The organism is Streptomyces sp. NPDC006314 (assembly GCF_040613075.1).
Classification (GTDB): domain Bacteria; phylum Actinomycetota; class Actinomycetes; order Streptomycetales; family Streptomycetaceae; genus Streptomyces.
The window spans coordinates 116,592-131,421 of sequence record NZ_JBEXRL010000005.1 but is presented as its reverse complement, the minus strand read 5'-3'; the positions used below and the strand labels follow the sequence as shown (position 1 = coordinate 131,421).

14 protein-coding genes are annotated in these 14,830 nt (G+C 71.5%); 6 read left to right on the top strand and 8 right to left on the bottom strand.

What is annotated here, in order from left to right; all coding sequences use genetic code 11:
• Window positions 1-335: 335 nt before the first annotated feature.
• The 3 genes from ABZ079_RS10945 to ABZ079_RS10935 are packed head-to-tail and all read right to left on the bottom strand — an operon-like array spanning window position 336 to window position 3,405.
• Window positions 336-929, bottom strand: coding sequence for a TetR/AcrR family transcriptional regulator (locus tag ABZ079_RS10945; protein ID WP_356939405.1), 594 nt, complete (start codon window positions 927-929; stop codon window positions 336-338).
• A 26-nt stretch (window positions 930-955) separates the two neighbouring features.
• On the bottom strand, window positions 956-2,635 hold the full coding sequence (locus tag ABZ079_RS10940; RefSeq protein ID WP_356939108.1) for an AMP-binding protein: 1,680 nt from the start codon (window positions 2,633-2,635) through the stop codon (window positions 956-958).
• The gene (locus ABZ079_RS10935) at window positions 2,632-3,405 is read right to left on the bottom strand and encodes an SDR family NAD(P)-dependent oxidoreductase (RefSeq protein WP_356939107.1); all 774 of its coding nucleotides are present in this window, start codon (window positions 3,403-3,405) and stop codon (window positions 2,632-2,634) included. Before ABZ079_RS10935 ends, ABZ079_RS10940 begins: the two co-directional genes overlap by 4 nt.
• Before the next feature lie 165 nt (window positions 3,406-3,570).
• On the opposite strand from ABZ079_RS10935, the gene ABZ079_RS10930 reads away from it, so the two are divergent.
• Window positions 3,571-4,800 carry a DUF1343 domain-containing protein gene (locus tag ABZ079_RS10930; RefSeq protein WP_356939106.1) on the top strand — a complete coding sequence of 410 codons (1,230 nt, stop codon included), beginning with the start codon at window positions 3,571-3,573 and terminating at the stop codon, window positions 4,798-4,800.
• A gap of 82 nt (window positions 4,801-4,882) precedes the next feature.
• The gene (locus tag ABZ079_RS10925) at window positions 4,883-6,184 is read left to right on the top strand and encodes a serine-threonine protein kinase (protein WP_356939105.1); all 1,302 of its coding nucleotides are present in this window, start codon (window positions 4,883-4,885) and stop codon (window positions 6,182-6,184) included.
• Between the two features lie 18 nt (window positions 6,185-6,202).
• Here the strand turns inward: ABZ079_RS10925 and ABZ079_RS10920 are convergent, their stop codons facing one another.
• A complete protein-coding gene (locus ABZ079_RS10920) occupies window positions 6,203-8,989 on the bottom strand; it encodes a penicillin acylase family protein (protein WP_356939104.1) in 2,787 nt (928 codons plus the stop codon).
• 208 nt (window positions 8,990-9,197) lie between these two features.
• Here ABZ079_RS10920 and ABZ079_RS10915 point away from each other — a divergent pair, with 208 nt between their 5' ends.
• A complete protein-coding gene (locus ABZ079_RS10915) occupies window positions 9,198-9,800 on the top strand; it encodes a hypothetical protein (RefSeq protein ID WP_356939103.1) in 603 nt (200 codons plus the stop codon).
• A gap of 104 nt (window positions 9,801-9,904) precedes the next feature.
• Window positions 9,905-10,609, top strand: a complete 705-nt coding sequence (locus tag ABZ079_RS10910; protein WP_356939102.1) for a 3-keto-5-aminohexanoate cleavage protein — start codon at window positions 9,905-9,907, stop codon at window positions 10,607-10,609.
• Here ABZ079_RS10910 and ABZ079_RS10905 read toward each other — a convergent pair.
• Window positions 10,579-11,313 (bottom strand): hypothetical protein, encoded by a 735-nt coding sequence (locus ABZ079_RS10905; RefSeq protein WP_356939101.1) that lies wholly within the window; start codon window positions 11,311-11,313, stop codon window positions 10,579-10,581. The genes ABZ079_RS10910 and ABZ079_RS10905 overlap by 31 nt on opposite strands.
• A gap of 166 nt (window positions 11,314-11,479) precedes the next feature.
• Here ABZ079_RS10905 and ABZ079_RS10900 point away from each other — a divergent pair, with 166 nt between their 5' ends.
• Window positions 11,480-12,580: an RNA ligase (ATP) gene (locus ABZ079_RS10900; RefSeq protein ID WP_356939100.1), complete on the top strand. Its 1,101-nt coding sequence runs from the start codon at window positions 11,480-11,482 to the stop codon at window positions 12,578-12,580.
• A 196-nt stretch (window positions 12,581-12,776) separates the two neighbouring features.
• Here the strand turns inward: ABZ079_RS10900 and soxR are convergent, their stop codons facing one another.
• The gene (gene soxR, locus ABZ079_RS10895) at window positions 12,777-13,235 is read right to left on the bottom strand and encodes a redox-sensitive transcriptional activator SoxR (RefSeq protein WP_356939099.1); all 459 of its coding nucleotides are present in this window, start codon (window positions 13,233-13,235) and stop codon (window positions 12,777-12,779) included.
• A gap of 105 nt (window positions 13,236-13,340) precedes the next feature.
• Between soxR and ABZ079_RS10890 the strand changes: the two genes are divergently transcribed.
• Window positions 13,341-13,802: a MaoC family dehydratase gene (locus tag ABZ079_RS10890; protein ID WP_356939098.1), complete on the top strand. Its 462-nt coding sequence runs from the start codon at window positions 13,341-13,343 to the stop codon at window positions 13,800-13,802.
• A 13-nt stretch (window positions 13,803-13,815) separates the two neighbouring features.
• Here the strand turns inward: ABZ079_RS10890 and ABZ079_RS10885 are convergent, their stop codons facing one another.
• Together ABZ079_RS10885 and ABZ079_RS10880 are read right to left on the bottom strand one after the other, a co-directional pair.
• On the bottom strand, window positions 13,816-14,439 hold the full coding sequence (locus ABZ079_RS10885) for a TetR/AcrR family transcriptional regulator (RefSeq protein WP_356939097.1): 624 nt from the start codon (window positions 14,437-14,439) through the stop codon (window positions 13,816-13,818).
• 92 nt (window positions 14,440-14,531) lie between these two features.
• Complete coding sequence (locus tag ABZ079_RS10880) at window positions 14,532-14,777, bottom strand: YiaA/YiaB family inner membrane protein (RefSeq protein WP_356939096.1); 246 nt, start codon at window positions 14,775-14,777, stop codon at window positions 14,532-14,534.
• Window positions 14,778-14,830: the final 53 nt, after the last annotated feature.

Sequence of the window (14,830 nt, the reverse complement as noted above, 5' to 3'; positions counted from 1 at the left end):
CCGTCCCGGGCAGGACCCGTGGCAGCTTCGGACCAGGACGGCGTGAGCACGCTGCCCGGGAAACCGGTGGGCGCCCCAGCCCGCGGCGCCGGGTGAGGAGTCCGCGGGTGTCCCGGCCCGACCCCACGCGGCCCGGACGGGACGGGCCGCTCCTCAATCAGCGCGCCGCCCTCGTGTTCCTGCCGGCCGCGCTGGCCGGCGTCGGTGCCACCGTCCTGGCAGCGCCGGCGGACAGCGCGTGGCCGGTCGCGGTGAGCGTCGGCTGCGGCGCGGCTGCCACCGCCGTCCTGTTCTTCAGGGAGATCATCGGCTGCACGGCGGGGCGGGAACCGGTGCTACGGCCGCAGCGCCCGCAGCAGCAGGTCGGCGAGGTGGTCGGCGACCTGCTGGGGGGTGAGGGGGCCGTCCGGGCGGTACCAGGTCGACAGGTGGTGGACCGAGCCGAAGTGGTAGTCCACGATCAGGTCGGCCGGGGTGGCCGTGGAGAAGACGCCCGTCTTCTGGCCCTCCTCGATGAGCGCGCGGAAGCGCTCGTGGTAGCGGCGGCGCTCGGCGCGGACCTGCTTGTTCTTCTCCGGGCTCAGGTGGTGCATGGAGCGGAAGAAGATCATCGCGTCGTCGAGGTTCTCGATCGTCGTGACGACGACGTCCGCCGCCGCGCCTCTGAGCCGCTCCTCGACCGGCTCGTCCGCGTTCGCGAAGGCGTCCAGCCGCTCCTGCTGGATGCGCAGCACGCGCGCGTACACCTCGTGCAGGAGGTCGTCCTTGGAGCCGAAGTAGTGGTACAGCGCCCCCTTGGTGACGCCGGCCGCCTCCACGATCTCCTGCACGGAGGTACGGTCGTAGCCCTGCTCGGCGAAGAGGCGGGTGGCCGCGGCCAGCAGCCGCTGCGGAACGGGCGTCCCGTCTCCGTCCGTCGTCCTGGGCACTGCCGCCACCTGCCTTTCCTCGTCGCCTACTGACCGGCGTCGCTGTTGTCGTCCGCGTGGGAACGCAGTTCCCGACGGAGGATCTTCCCACTCGCCGTCTTGGGCAGGTCGGGCAGGATCTCCACCTGGCGCGGGTATTTGTAGGCGGCCAGTCTCTCCTTGCAGTACGCCGCCAGGTCATCCGGGGCCGTCTCGTCGCCGGGACGCAGGCTGATGTAGGCCTTGACGGTCTCCCCACGGTAGCCGTCGGGGACACCGACGACGGCCGCCTCACGCACCGCCGGGTGGGTGTACAGGACGTCCTCCACCTCGCGCGGCCATACCTTGAAGCCGGACGCGTTGATCATGTCCTTCTTGCGGTCGACGACGTACAGCCAGCCCTGCTCGTCCATGAAGCCGATGTCGCCGGTGCGCAGCTCCCCGTCCGGGAAGGTCTCGGCGGTGGCCTCGGGACGGCGCCAGTAGCCGGGGACCACCTGGGGCCCGCGGACGACGATCTCGCCCTGCTCGCCGAACGGCACCTCCTCGCCCTGTTCGTCCACGATCCGCACGAGCGTGTCCACACCCGGCAGGCCCACGGACAGTGTCCCGGAGACGGGGTCCACGGGCGCCTCCAGACCGGGCGGGACGGAGGCGCACGGGGCGGTGCACTCGGTGAGGCCGTAGCCGACCCGGATGTACGGCCCGAAGCGCTCCCGGAACCGCTCCACCAGGGCCGGGGGCACGGGGGCGCCACCCGAGGAGATGTTCACGAAGGAGGCGAAGTGCTCGCGGGTGACGTCCGGGTGGGCCGCGAGCGCCATGTAGGCGGTGGACGGGCCGACCGTGTAGTGCGGGTGGTGCTCGGCGAACGCCTCCAGGACGACCCCGGGCTCGAAGCGGTAGGTGAGCACCAGGGTGCCCGCGCTGTTCAGGCAGGCACCGAACTGGCAGACCATGCCGGTGATGTGGAACAGGGGTGCGAGCGCGTAGTAGACGGGTGCCTCGGGCAGGCCGAGCCCGGTGCGCTGCCGCTCCGCGTTGTGCATGATGTTGCCGTGCGTGTTGGTGGCGCCCTTGGGGGTGCCGCTGGTGCCCGAGGTGTAGCCGATCAGCGCGATGTCGCCGGGGCGCGGGTCGCGGCCCTCGGGCGCCTTGCCGCCCTGCCGGGCGACGGCCACGAGGTCGTCGGCGTCGGGAGCCTGGGGCAGCCGCTCGAAGGTCAGCACGCGCGGGTCGTCGCGCGTCTGGAAGTCGAGTTCGCAGCCGGTCAGCACGATCCGCACCGGCGAGTCGGCGGCCGTGTCCCTGAGATACGCCTGCCAGGCCCGGTCGGAGCAGATCAGCGCCGCCACCTCGCCGTCCCGCAGGACGTGCGCCACCTCGGCCGACTTGTACATGGGGTTGACCGGGACGACGGTCGCGCCCGCCTTCCAGGCGCCGAGGAGCGCCAGGACGAAGTGCGGGGAGTTCTGCAGCAGCACGGCGACCCGGTCGCCGCGCTCCAGTCCGCGCACGGCGAGGTGGGCGGCGACGGAGTCGCTCAGCTCGTCCACCTCGCGGTAGCTCAGCCGGGCGTCGAAGTAGGTGAGGAAGGTCCGGTCGGGCGCCTCGGCGACGGCACGGCGCAGGGCGTGCACGAGCGAGTCGGCGGGGTCGACCGGTCCGCGCCGGGCCTCGTCGAGGAGGGCCAGCCAGGGCCGGGCCGCGTACCGGGAGGTGGTCACCGGGCGGCCTCCCACTTCTGCTGGATGTGGTTCATACCGGCCAGCCAGCGGTCGGGGGTGGTGGCCCGCGCCTGGTAATACTCGGCGACCTCGGGGTGCGGCAGGATCAGGAAGCGGTCCTCCTCGATGCCCCGGAACAGGGCGTCCGCGACGGCTTCGGGCTCGATCGCGTTCGGCTGGAGCACCAGGTCGCCCGCGCTGCCGGTGGCGGCCAGCATGTCGGTACGGACGCCCTGGGGGCAGATGGCATGCACTTTCACACCCCGGTGGTGGTAGGTCAGCGACAGCCACTCCGCGAAGGCCAGCGCGCCGTGCTTGGTGACACTGTACGAGGGGGCACCGATCATGGTGAGCAGCCCCGCGGCCGAGACGGTGGAGACGAACCGTCCACGACCGCGCTCCAGCCAGTCCGGCAGCAGCGCGTGGGCCGCGCGGACGTGCGCCATGACATTGACGTCCCAGGACAGCGCCCAGGACTTCTCGTCGAGGGGCTCACCGGCACTCGCGTCCTCGAAGGCGACGCCGGCGTTGGCGCAGTAGACGTCCACGGTCCCGCCGAGCGCGTCGCGGGCGTCGCGGGTGATCGCGGAGGCGTCGCCCGGCACGGCGATCCCGCCGATCTCCCCGGCCACCGCCTTGGCCTTCGCGGCGTCCAGGTCGTTGACGACCACCCGGGCTCCCTCGGCGGCGAACCTGCGGGCCAGCGCGGCCCCGATCCCACCGCCCGCTCCGGTGACGACCACTCCCGCATCCTGCACGGCTTCCACCATCGGTCTCCTTCGACACGGCTCTCGCGCGGCGCGCGTCGGCTCCGCCGGGTCAGACTAACCAGTCGGTATGTGTGAGGGAAGGGCAACCGCACCAACCTAAGGGGCACGGGGAACTGCGCGACCAGCCCCACTCGGCCTGTCCTTCCACCCGCTCGGAGGTCACCCATGCGCCTGTCCAGACGGAGCCTGCTCGCATCGGCCACGATGGCAGCCGTGTCTTCGGCGCCGGTCGCCGCCGCGGCCGGCCATCGCCCGCACACCGGCTTCGAGCGCCTGTCAGCCGACGGCTACGCCCTCCTCTCCGGCCGAAAGGCCGGCATCGTCACCAACCCCACCGGCATCACCCGGGACGCACGCCACATCGTCGACGTCATGCACGCCGACCCCCGGGTGAAACTGACCGCCGTCTTCGGCCCGGAGCACGGCTTCCGCGGCACGGCCCAGGCAGGCGGTTCCGAGGGCCGCTACGACGACCCGGCGACCGGCCTGCCGGTCTACGACACGTACCTCAAGAGCGGCCGCCCGCTGGCCGACGTGTTCACCCGCTCCGGCGTCGACACGATCGTCTTCGACATCCAGGACGTGGGCGCCCGCTTCTACACGTACATCTGGACGCTCTACGACTGCATGGAGGCGGCCCAGCTCGCGGGCAAGAGGTTCGTCGTCCTCGACCGGCCCAACCCGGTGACCGGCCGCTCGGCCCAGGGGCCGGTCCTGCACCGGGAGTTCGCCACCTTCGTCGGCCGGCAGCCCATCGCGCAGGCGCACGGCATGACGGTCGCGGAGCTGGCCCGGCTGTTCAACGGGGAGTTCCTGAGCACGCCCGTGCCGCTGGAGACCGTCCTGATGACGGGCTGGAAGCGCACCCACTTCTACGACGCCTCCGGACTGCCCTGGGTGCCGCCCAGCCCGAACATGCCGACCCCGGACACGGCGTTGGTGTACTCCGGCACCTGCATGTTCGAGGGCACCAACCTCTCGGAGGGGCGGGGCACGACCAGACCCTTCGAACTCCTCGGCGCGGAGGGCATCGACGGACGCTGGGCCGCCGCCATGGGCGACCTCGGGCTGCCGGGCGTCCGGTTCCGGGAGGCGTACTTCGCGCCCACCTTCTCCAAGTTCCAGGGCAGGACCGTCGGCGGGGTGCAGATCCACGTCCTCGACCGGGCGGCCTACGACCCCGTGCGCACCGGGATCGCGCTGCTGGTGACCGCGAGGAAGGTCTGGGACGGCTTCGCCTGGCGGTCGGACAACTGGATCGACAAGCTCACCGGCTCCACCCGGGTACGCACGATGATCGACGCGGGCGCCGGCACCGAGGAGGTGACCGGCGCCTGGCAGGAGGAGCTGTCGGCGTTTCAGCGGATTCGAAAGGAATATCTCCTCTACAGGTGAGGCGCGGTGTATGGCCAATCTTGCCCCCCAGCAGGACGATGCGTCCGCGACACATCGTTTCAGGGGGACGAGGGAGCCTGGCATGGCGGATCCTGGCATGAGCGTGACTCCCTACTGGGAGCTGACCTTCGACGCGGACGGGGACGTGGACGGACCCGAACGCGACCGGCTGGTGGCGCAGGTCACGGATCATGGCGTCCGTGACCTGATCGTCTTCGCGCACGGCTGGAACAACGACCGCTCGGGTGCGACCGCGCTGTACCGCCGTTTCTTCGCACCGGGCCCCAAGCTCGTCCCCAGGGCCCGGCTCGGGTACGTGGGCGTCATCTGGCCGTCGATGCGGTTCAGCGACGAGCCGATCCCGGACTTCCCCAGGTCCGTGGCGGCCGCGGAGGCGGAGGCGGCACCGCGCCCTGCGCTGGACAAGGACACCCGGCGCGCGCTGCTGGTGGCCTTTCCGAGCCGGACGACCGTGGTCGGCCGACTGGCCCGGCTGCTGGACGAACGGCCGGACGGGACCGCGGGACTGACGGAGTTCGGGCGGCTGGTACGGCTGCTGGTGGACGGGGAGCGGCGGCTCGGTGCGGCCGACACGGAGGAGGAGGGCGAACCGGCCGTGTTCGCGCAGGACCCGGCGACCGCCTGCGAGGAGTTCGCCGAGGCGCTGGCCGCGCTCCACTCGGCTGGATCGACGGCACGGTTCAGCGTCCCGAACCCGTGGGACGGCGCCAAGGAGCTGCTCAGGCAGGCGACGTACTACACGATGAAACGGCGGGCCGGGACGGTCGGCGAGCGCGGGCTCGGGCCGCTGGTGGGGCGGCTGGCCGACGCGGCGCCGGGGGTGCGGGTGCATCTGGTCGGGCACAGCTTCGGCGGGCGGCTGGTGGCGTTCGCGCTGCGCGGGCTGCCCGCCGGGGTGAGGGCGGTGAAGTCGGTGACACTCCTGCAAGGCGCTTTCTCGCACTACGCGTTCGCCGCCCGGCTGCCGCACGAGCCGGGCCGGGCCGGGGTGCTCAAGGACCTGCAGCGGCGGATCGACGGCCCGCTGGTGTGCTGCCACTCGCGCTTCGACTCGGCACTCGGCACTCTCTACCCGCTCGCCTCCCGGCTGTGCGGGGACGACCGGTCCTGCGTGGGGGGCGAGATCGCGGCCGTACTCGGTCCGGAGTGGGGCGCCCTGGGCCATGACGGGGTGCAGGCGGTGCCGGGCACCGCCCGGCTGGACCTCGCGGCGGCCCTGAGCGGAGCGCTGCCGGAGTCGGGGTGCGTGAACGTGGACGCGGCGGCCGTCGTCAGGCGAGGGGGTCCGCCGGCCGGGGCGCACAGCGACATCGTGCATCCCGAACTGCTGCGGGTGGTGCTGGCGGCGGGCCGTATCGCCTGACCCGCCGCCCGCGTCGCCTCAGCGATGCGAGGTGTACTCCACGACCTGCTGGAAGGTCGGCCGGTTCTGCCAGCCGATCCTGCCGTGCTTGATGCCGCCCAGGGTGCGCTGGGCGATCGAGTCGGCGCACCACTGGTCGCCCGCCGAGCACTGGTCGTCGCCCGGATAGACCTGGGCGGCGGTCAGGCCGGCCGCCTGCTTCAGGGTGCTGATCAGGATGTCCCGGCAGGCGGTGAGACTGCCGCCACCGCAGTACTGCCGCGCCGGCCCGCCCTGCACGGGCTCCCCGAGCACCGCCCGGATGTCCTTGTCGACATAGCTCCACCAGCCGTACTGGAAGGAGCTTCCGGCGTGCGAGCCGGTCGGGCCGTGCCCGGCGGACGGGACTTCGTCGATCGGCAGGCTGGCGGTGAAGGCGCTGTACAGATCGCTGCCGAGGCCGGGCTCGAACTCCGCCCTGACCAGCAGCGGCCACCAGGCGTCCAGAATGCGGATCGCGTCGGCGTTCGCGTACGTCCTCGAACCGGCAGACGTCTCCGTGCGCTTGGCGCCCGCGGTCACCCACGCCTGGAGCCTGCTCACCGCCGCGGCGGCCGTGGAGTCGGTCACCGGGGACGAGTCGATCACCTTGAGCAGCTTGGGCAGCACGTCCTCCGCGCGCAGATCGGCGACGGCCGCGTCGGCCATGGCCTTCACCAGCTTCGCGCGGGTCACCCCGCCGGCCGCGACCAGCTTCTTCACCCGGTCGTCCAGCAGATTGCCGCGGTGCACGGAGCCGTCGCCCCAGGAGGCGGTCGTGTAGTCCTTGGCCTGCTTGTTGTTCCAGGAGACGTAGTAGTCCTGGTCGACGGAGTGGGGGTGGGCGGCGGCCGGGGTGTAGTCGGCCGTGTTGGAGGCCGGGTCCCAGTTCCGCCACTCGTACGCCTGCTGCGCCCACACCGGGAACTCGGCGTCGACACCGCTCGCCCGGACGGGGTTGTCACCGCTGTTGTGGTAGGCGGTGTGCTGGGAGTCGGCGTAGAACCAGTTGAAGGTGTAGTTGATGTGCTGCGCCGCGTTCCGGAAGTCCTGGGGGCCCTTGATGTAGTCCGGGTCGTTCAGCATCTGGAAGCCGATGATCGAGTCGGCCTCGTGCAGGTACGAGGAGCGCAGGGTGGTGTAGGCGACCTTCTTGCCGCCGACGGTCGCGCGGTACTCCACCGGCCCGTACTTCGTGCGCCACGCGCGCATGGTGTACGACCCTGCCGCCGTGCCGTCGGCCACGGTCGGCTTCCAGGCGTTCTTCTGCTCGACCTTGTCCATGGCGGTGCAGGTGCCGTGGTACAGGTAGTGGTAGTCGTCCTGGCACAGCTCGACGGCGTAGGTGTCGATGATGTCCTGGCCGGAGGTGGTCGCGCTCCAGGAGTAGTCCTGGCCGCGGCCGAGTTCGACGTACATGCTCAAACCCGCGAAGGAGGCGCCGCGGGCGCTGATGCCGGGGCCCTGGATCTCCTGGAGCATGAGCAGCTGCGGGGCGAAGTAGCCGGTTTGCGGCCCGAAGACGGCGATGGGGTGGCCGCTCGCGGTGTACTTCCCGCTCACCACCAGGGCGTTGGACATGCCGCGCCTGGCGGAGCTGAGAGCCGTCCTGGCGGCCGAGCCGGACATGCTCTTGGCGGCCGCGCTCCCCGCGCTGCCCGTGCGGTCGTGGACGAGTGGTTCCTGCGTGACCGAGCCGGCGTCGGGCAGGGCCTCGCCCTGGGCGTCGGCGGGCCTGGCACCGTAGGGGAAGCTCTCGCCGTCGTGGACGGTGAGGACGGCCTCGGGGTCGTTGCGCTCGCGGAAGGACTCCCAGACCCTGGTGCCCTCCTCGACGCCGTACTTGGCCTGGGCGGCCATCAGGGACAGGGCGTTGCTGACCTCGCCGCCACCGCCGGAGCCGAACAGCGAGCCGATCACGGAGGCCAGCGCCACGAGGTCGGTGACCTTGAAGTGCTCTATCGTGCCGGCGTTGGTGATGGAGTCCTTGTGACCGGTGAGGACGTACTCGCCGGGGAAGTAACGGCCGCTGTCGGAGGCGTCGATGTAGGCGTTGACGCCGGCGAGGTAGGCGTTGACGTCGGCGAGGGCCTGCCGACCGCGGGCGCCGTTCTTCGCGACGGCGCTGTCGATCTGCGCCTGGAGGTCGGCCTCGGTGTAGGGCGCGTTGCGGTAGAACTGCTGCTCCAGGCCCTGGTTGGCGGGCGCGCCGCCGGCGAAGGAGGTCAGCCGGCCGCGGCCCACGTGCCGGAAGACGTCCATCAGCCACAGCCGGTCCTCGGCCGCCGCGTACCCCGCGCCGAACTCGGTGCCGTACCGGGTGGTGCCCGTGATGTGCGGCACACCGGTCTTCTTGTCACGGACGATCGTGACGTCGCCGCGGCCGGCCGGCTTCTCGGTGGAGGCGACCTGGTCGGACGGGACGCCGAACGAGGCGTCGTTGAAGAAGGTGTTGATCGTCGCGTCGGTGAGGCCCGGGTAGCCGGTGGCGAGGTTGGCGTACGGGCCGAGCTGGTCCTCGGCGTGCGCGGGCTGGGTGCCGAAGGCCTGGTTGAGCAGGATCTGCGCGAGTGTGGCGTTGCCGTTCTCGCCGGGCGGCAGGATGTCCGAGCACTGGCCGCCGCAGTAGTCGTCGGAGGCGGTCGCGCCGGCCGCCGCCGCGGTCTGGGTGAGCGGTGAGAGAAGACCGGCGATCAGGACGCATACCGACGCCGTCTTCAGGAACCCGAAGAGGCGGCGGGACGTTCTCACTCCGTCAAGTGCGATACGTGGGGTTCGCCGTGGCATGGCAGCTCCTAGCGACAGGGGTGGGCGAACGTTACCGCCGGTATCCGCAGGTTCAAAGATGAACACGCGTCACTTTCTCAAGTACCCGAGCAGAGGCCCGAGAAGAGATGGAGCCGATTCGCCTGTCGATACGTCTATTCGACGACGTCCGTGCGACGACGCCGAAGTGACCGAAGTACAGGTGCAGGTGTGACGGAGGTGCAAGGCGATGGCAGGTTTCCGGAGTCTGGCGAGACAAGTACGAGATCCGCGCTGTGATCTGGCACTGCGGCGGTACTCGCTGCGCAAGTGCCTTGAGAAATTCGCCCCTTACGGACATCGGGCGACATGGGACCATCTGTGCTCCCGGGCGGGGTTCGGCCCCGAGGACCGCTCCCCCGAACCCGCGCGGCTCGTGGCCGCACTGGAGGAACTGGAGGAGGCCCGTTCGGTCTGGCTCGCGTACGAGTCGGAGTTCACCGAGCGGCGGAAGAAGGAGAAGCACGACGGGCTGCGCCGGCCGGGCACGGTGGACGACTGGCACCGGCTGACCTGGGGCGGCTTCGGGGTCGCCTGGTGCGACGACCCGCGGGTCCACCCGGACGGGCCACTGGCCGAGGTGCTGCGCCGGCTGATCGCCGCCCTGGAGCGGTCACCGGGCTCCTCCTGCCCGGTGTGCGACGGAGAACGCCTGGTCTGGCGGTACGGCCTGGACCACGAGCCGTCGTCCGGCCCGGTCTGCACGGACTGCGGGATCCTCGTGCCGCGGCCCGTGCTCACCCACCGGGCACTGGAGTACGCCCGGCGGGAACGACTGCTGATGTCGGCCTGAGAGAGGGGAGTTCACCGGGGGGTGTGCAGGGGATGCCGCACCCCCGGCTGCGGCCCGGCTCCCGGCTCGCAGCCGTTGTCGGTGGCGTCCGGCACCATCGGAGCATGATGCAGGTGTGTCTCAACGGGCGCCGCTCGGCAGCCGACGGCGCCGCAGTACCGATGTCCCCCGAGGATCTGGCACGGTCCGCGGCCGAAGCCGTCGCGGCCGGGGCCACGTCCGTCCATGTCCACCCGAAGACTCCGTGCGGTCAGGACAGTCTCTCTCCGCGCGTGCTCGCACCGACGCTGGAGGCGATACGCGCGCAGGTGCGGGTCCCGGTCGGGGTGACCACCGGTGCCTGGACAGAGCCCGATCCGGCGGCCCGGCTCGCCCTGGTGCGCGACTGGCCGGTGCGGCCCGACTTCGCCTCGGTCAACTGGCATGAGCCGGGCGCCGAGGAGATCGCCGAACGCCTGCTCGAGACAGGCGTGGGCGTCGAGGCGGGCATCTGGTCGGGCACCGACGGCGCGGCCCGGTTCGCGGCCTCACCTCTCGGGCCGAGGGTGCTGCGGGTGCTGGCCGAGGTGACCGACCCGGACCCGGCCACCGCCGCGGCCTCGGCGAGGGCGCTGCTGGACGGACTGGGCACGGCGGCCGGCCGCCCGATCCTGCTGCACGGCGAGGAGGGCGGCACCTGGCCGGTGCTGCGGCTGGCCGTCCGGCTGGGCTTTGCCACACGCATCGGCCTGGAGGACACGCTGCTGCTGCCGGACGGCCGACCGGCAAGGTCCAACGCTCAGTTGGTGGCGGAGGCGGTGTCCCAGTAGGGGTGCTCCCAGCGGTCGCCGTAGGGCAGGACGAGGAGTGCGGAACGGATGGCGAGGTCGCGCTCGCCCAGGGCGTGCAGGCGGACGGCACCGGGACCCGACAGCCAGGTACGCAACTCCGTGACGCCCGCCTCCTCGCTGTCGTCGTACCACCAGGAGAAGGGGGAGGAGTCGGACAGCAGGTCGTAGAGCCAGACGTCGGCGCAGTGCACGAGATGGGCGTCGGCGACCGGGCCACGGACCCAGTCGTCCAGGAAGGGGGCCACGCTCCTGGCGATGGTGACGCAGGTGTCGAAGACCTCGTCCACACTGTACGGCGGGTCGGGTGTCGACAGGACGTCCCGCCACCAGGCGCGCAGGAAGGCGTCGATCGCGGCGGCCTGCTCGGCGGGCCAGGAACGCCAGTCCACCCGTGACAATCCGTGGGCCCCATAACCGATCGCCCCCAGGGTGCCCTCCGCCATCGCCCGTGCGGCCTGCGGAAGCAGGCGGCGCATCGCGGCCGCGTGGTCGTCGAAGTGGTCGGGCACCTCGAAGAGGTAGTACTGCACGACGTCCGTGGGGACGCGCACATGCGGCGTGCGCAGATACGCGGTCTCCTCGGGGGCGTGACAGTAGCCGCAGCCGGTCTCCTGCGGGCTCGCAAATCCGTTGAAGACCGTGTCGATGTCCGCCAGGGCGGCGTCAAGGGCGGTTGAGGACATGAGAGTCCATCCCGTCGTGACTCCGTGCACGACGTCGCCGCCGGCCGAAGATCGCGACGTTAGCAGACCCGAATCCGGTCGCTCCACCGCTTTCCCGTACGGACAGTTGACGGTGATGAAACACGCCTGACGGGCATCGATCCGCCCATCCACCGAGGAGTCACCGATGTCGACGCTGCGCGTCACCGCCGAAGTGCTGACCGTCCACGAGCATCCGAACGCCGACGCGCTCGAGTTGGCCCAGGTGGGCCTGTACCGGGCCGTCGTCGCCAAGGGCGTCTACCGCACCGGAGAGGCCGCCGTGTACATCCCCGAGCAGGCCGTGCTCCCGCCCGGGCTGATCGAGGAGCTGGGGCTGACCGGGCGGCTAACGGGCGGTGACGCCAACCGGGTCAAGGCGGTACGGCTGCGCGGTGAGCTGTCGCAGGGCATCGTGTGCCGGCCGAAGGCGCTGGCGGACGTCGACCTGGCGCGGGCGGCGGCCGAGGGGAGCGACTTCGCGGAGCTGCTGGGCATCACCAAGTGGGTGCCGCCGATCCCGCCGACGATGGGCGGGGAGGTGGAGTCGGCGCCGGATCTGCTGCCCTGGGCCGACATCGAGAACGTCCAGCGGTACCCGGACATCTTCACGCCGGGCGAGCCGGTCGTCCTGACGGAGAAGCTCCACGGTTCGGCATGCCTGCTGACGTATGTCGCCGGTGAGATGGGCCCGGTTCGAGCGAAGTCGGGAGCTCGGGGGAGGGTGTACGTGTCCTCCAAGGGTTTCGGCGCCAGGTCCCTGGCACTGAAGGAGGACCCGCGGAACCTGTACTGGCGGGCCGTGCGGGGGCACGGTGTCGCCGAGGTGGCGGCGAGGCTCTGCGAGCGGCTGGGCGCGCGGCGGATCGGCATCTTCGGGGAGGTGTACGGGGCCGGTGTGCAGGACCTGACCAACGGGGCCGACGGGCGGCGGCACACGCTGGGGTACGCGGCGTTCGACGTCTCGGCGGAGGTGGACGGCGCGGTGCGCTGGCTGGACGCGGCGGCGCTGCTGGAGGGGGAGCTGCCGGTGGTGCCTCGGCTGTACGCGGGGCCGTACGACATCGCGCGGGTACTTCAGTTCGCGAGCGGGCGGGAGACGGTGTCCGGGCGGGGGCTGCACCTGCGGGAGGGCGTGGTGATACGGCCCGCCGTGGAGCGGTACAGCGCGGTGACCGGGGGCCGGGCCATCGCCAAGGCGGTGAGCCCGGCCTACCTGACGCGCAAGGGCGGCACCGAGTACGAGTGAGGCAGGGCCGGCTGCGGCCGGGCGGGGGGGCGCGCACCGGCGCCGGCATGGGTGCCGCTGCGCCCACCCGTGCCGCCCGAGCGGCACGACCGCCCGCAGTCACGGCGTCTGGGCGGCCGACGGGGCCGCAGTTCACAGGGGCGCGGGGAGCAGCTCGCGACAGACCGGACCCGCCACGGTCGTAGCCGCGCAGCGGTCAGCCGCCCTCCGCCAGCAGCCTCGACCCCGTCAGCCGCTCGCCGAACACATCGTCCGGGTTGGACAGCACGCAGTTCTCCATGGACAGGCAGCCGCACCCGATGCAGTCGGTCAGGTGGTCGCGCAGGCGGTTGAGGTGCTTGATGCGCTCATCCAGCTCCGAGCGCCACCTCTCCGACAGCCGCGCCCAGTCCTCACGGGTCGGCGTGCGTTCCTCGGGAAGCCCGGCCAGGGCCTCGCGGATCGTGGCCAGCGGAATGCCGACCCGCTGGGCCGCTCGGATGAAGGCGACCCGGCGCAGGGTGTCACGGCTGTAGCGGCGCTGGTTGCCGGGCGTGCGGCGGCTGCTGATCAGGCCCTTGGACTCGTAGAAGTGGAGGGCGGAGACGGCGGCGCCGCTGCGCGCGGACAACTGGCCGACGGTCAGCTCGTGGATCTTCACGGGAATCTGGGGCACTCCTCAGAGATTACCCACCCAGCAGGTCCCGCCATCCGTTGACATCGCCCCCCGACCCGAGCATGCTAAGCAGTCGCTTAGAGATGCGAGCGAGAGGCTGGGAACATGGCAGAACCGAGGACCTTCACCTCCCCCGACGAGCTGAAGGCGGCCGTGGGTGAGCAGCTGGGTCACACCGACTGGCTGGAGGTCGACCAGAAGCGGATCGATCTGTTCGCCGAGGCCACCGGGGACCACCAGTGGATCCACGTGGACCCGGAGAAAGCCGCCGCGGGCCCGTTCAAGACCACCATCGCGCACGGCTACCTCACCCTGTCGCTGATCCCGCTCTTCGGGCCGCAGCTGATCAAGGTCGAGGGCGTGAAGATGGGCGTCAACTACGGCACGAACAAGGTGCGCTTCCCCGCCCCCGTCCCGGTCGGCTCCCGGGTGCGCGCCACCGCGAAGATCACCGGCGTCGAGGACGTCACCGGCGGTGTCCAGGTCACGGTCGCCTTCACCGTGGAGCGCGAGGGCGGCGACAAGCCGGTGTGCGTCGCGGAGTCGGTCGCCCGGTACTACCTCTGAACGCCGGGGCGTCCTACTTGGCGCCCACCATCCGGAGCACCAGGTCGGCGTAGAGCGCGCCGACCTCCTCGGGGGTGCGCGGGCCGTCCACGTTGAACCAGCGGGCCACGTCGATGCACAGCGACAGTACGGCGAGCGTGGTGCCCTGGACGTCCAGCACGTCGAACTCGCCCGCGGCCACGCCGTCCTCGACGATCCCGCGCACCTCGGCGTCCACCTGATGGCGCAGCGCGACGATCTCGGCGCGGGCCTCGGGGCCGAGGGCGTCGAGTTCGTACTGCACCACCCGGGCGGTGGTGCGCCGCCCCGCGTGCCAGCGGACGAAGGAGCTGACGGCGTCGGCCAGCCGCTCCTTGGCGCTGCCCTCGCGGCGGGCCGCCGTGCGCAGGATCCCGAGGGCCTTGTCGTGGCCGATCCGGCTGATCCGGTGGAGCAGCTCTTCCTTGGTCTTGTAGTGGATGTAGAGCGCGGCCGGGCTCATGCCGGCGCGACCCGCGATGTCGCGGGTCGTCGTCGCGTGGTAGCCGCGCTCGGCGAAGGCCTCCACGGCGGCGACGAGGAGCCGCCGGGCCGCGTCAGGGGTGACCTCTTCCCACGGCTCCACTTCGCCGCCGGTCGTCTCCTCCGCCGTACTCATCGCTTGTTGGCCCCTCTCGTGACAGGACCACCACCATACCGCCGACGGTGAGCGGGCGCTTAGCGTGGCCGCTCATCGAGGTGCGTCCGGGCTCAGAGCTTCTCGAACGGGTGGTACGCGGGCCGCGCCGCCTCCTGCCGGTCCCTGATCACCTTCGCCAGGGTGAAGGCCGACGTGACCAGGTACAGGACGGCGATGCCCAGGAAGGACCGGACCCAGGCGTCGGCGTGGAGCTTGAAGATGCCGATGGCCGTCGCGGCCATGGCGACGGAGAAAGAGGCGACGGCCTGGCCGTAGAAGGCCGCCGTGTTCTGGGGCTTGCCCGATGTCTCGCTCATGCCGTCCAGGATCGGCGGACGCGGCCCCTGCCACATCCGCCGGGATACTCAGG

Bases quoted from the DNA above. Each gene is read 5' to 3' on its own strand.
- ABZ079_RS10935 (WP_356939107.1), bottom strand. From the start codon at position 3,405: ATGGTGGAAGCCGTGCAGGATGCGGGAGTGGTCGTCACCGGAGCGGGC.
- ABZ079_RS10930 (WP_356939106.1), top strand. From the start codon at position 3,571: ATGCGCCTGTCCAGACGGAGCCTGCTCGCATCGGCCACGATGGCAGCC.
- ABZ079_RS10925 (WP_356939105.1), top strand. From the start codon at position 4,883: ATGGCGGATCCTGGCATGAGCGTGACTCCCTACTGGGAGCTGACCTTC.
- ABZ079_RS10920 (WP_356939104.1), bottom strand. From the start codon at position 8,989: ATGCCACGGCGAACCCCACGTATCGCACTTGACGGAGTGAGAACGTCC.
- ABZ079_RS10915 (WP_356939103.1), top strand. From the start codon at position 9,198: ATGGCAGGTTTCCGGAGTCTGGCGAGACAAGTACGAGATCCGCGCTGT.
- ABZ079_RS10910 (WP_356939102.1), top strand. From the start codon at position 9,905: ATGATGCAGGTGTGTCTCAACGGGCGCCGCTCGGCAGCCGACGGCGCC.
- ABZ079_RS10905 (WP_356939101.1), bottom strand. From the start codon at position 11,313: ATGTCCTCAACCGCCCTTGACGCCGCCCTGGCGGACATCGACACGGTC.
- ABZ079_RS10900 (WP_356939100.1), top strand. From the start codon at position 11,480: ATGTCGACGCTGCGCGTCACCGCCGAAGTGCTGACCGTCCACGAGCAT.
- ABZ079_RS10890 (WP_356939098.1), top strand. From the start codon at position 13,341: ATGGCAGAACCGAGGACCTTCACCTCCCCCGACGAGCTGAAGGCGGCC.
- ABZ079_RS10885 (WP_356939097.1), bottom strand. From the start codon at position 14,439: ATGAGTACGGCGGAGGAGACGACCGGCGGCGAAGTGGAGCCGTGGGAA.
- ABZ079_RS10880 (WP_356939096.1), bottom strand. From the start codon at position 14,777: ATGAGCGAGACATCGGGCAAGCCCCAGAACACGGCGGCCTTCTACGGC.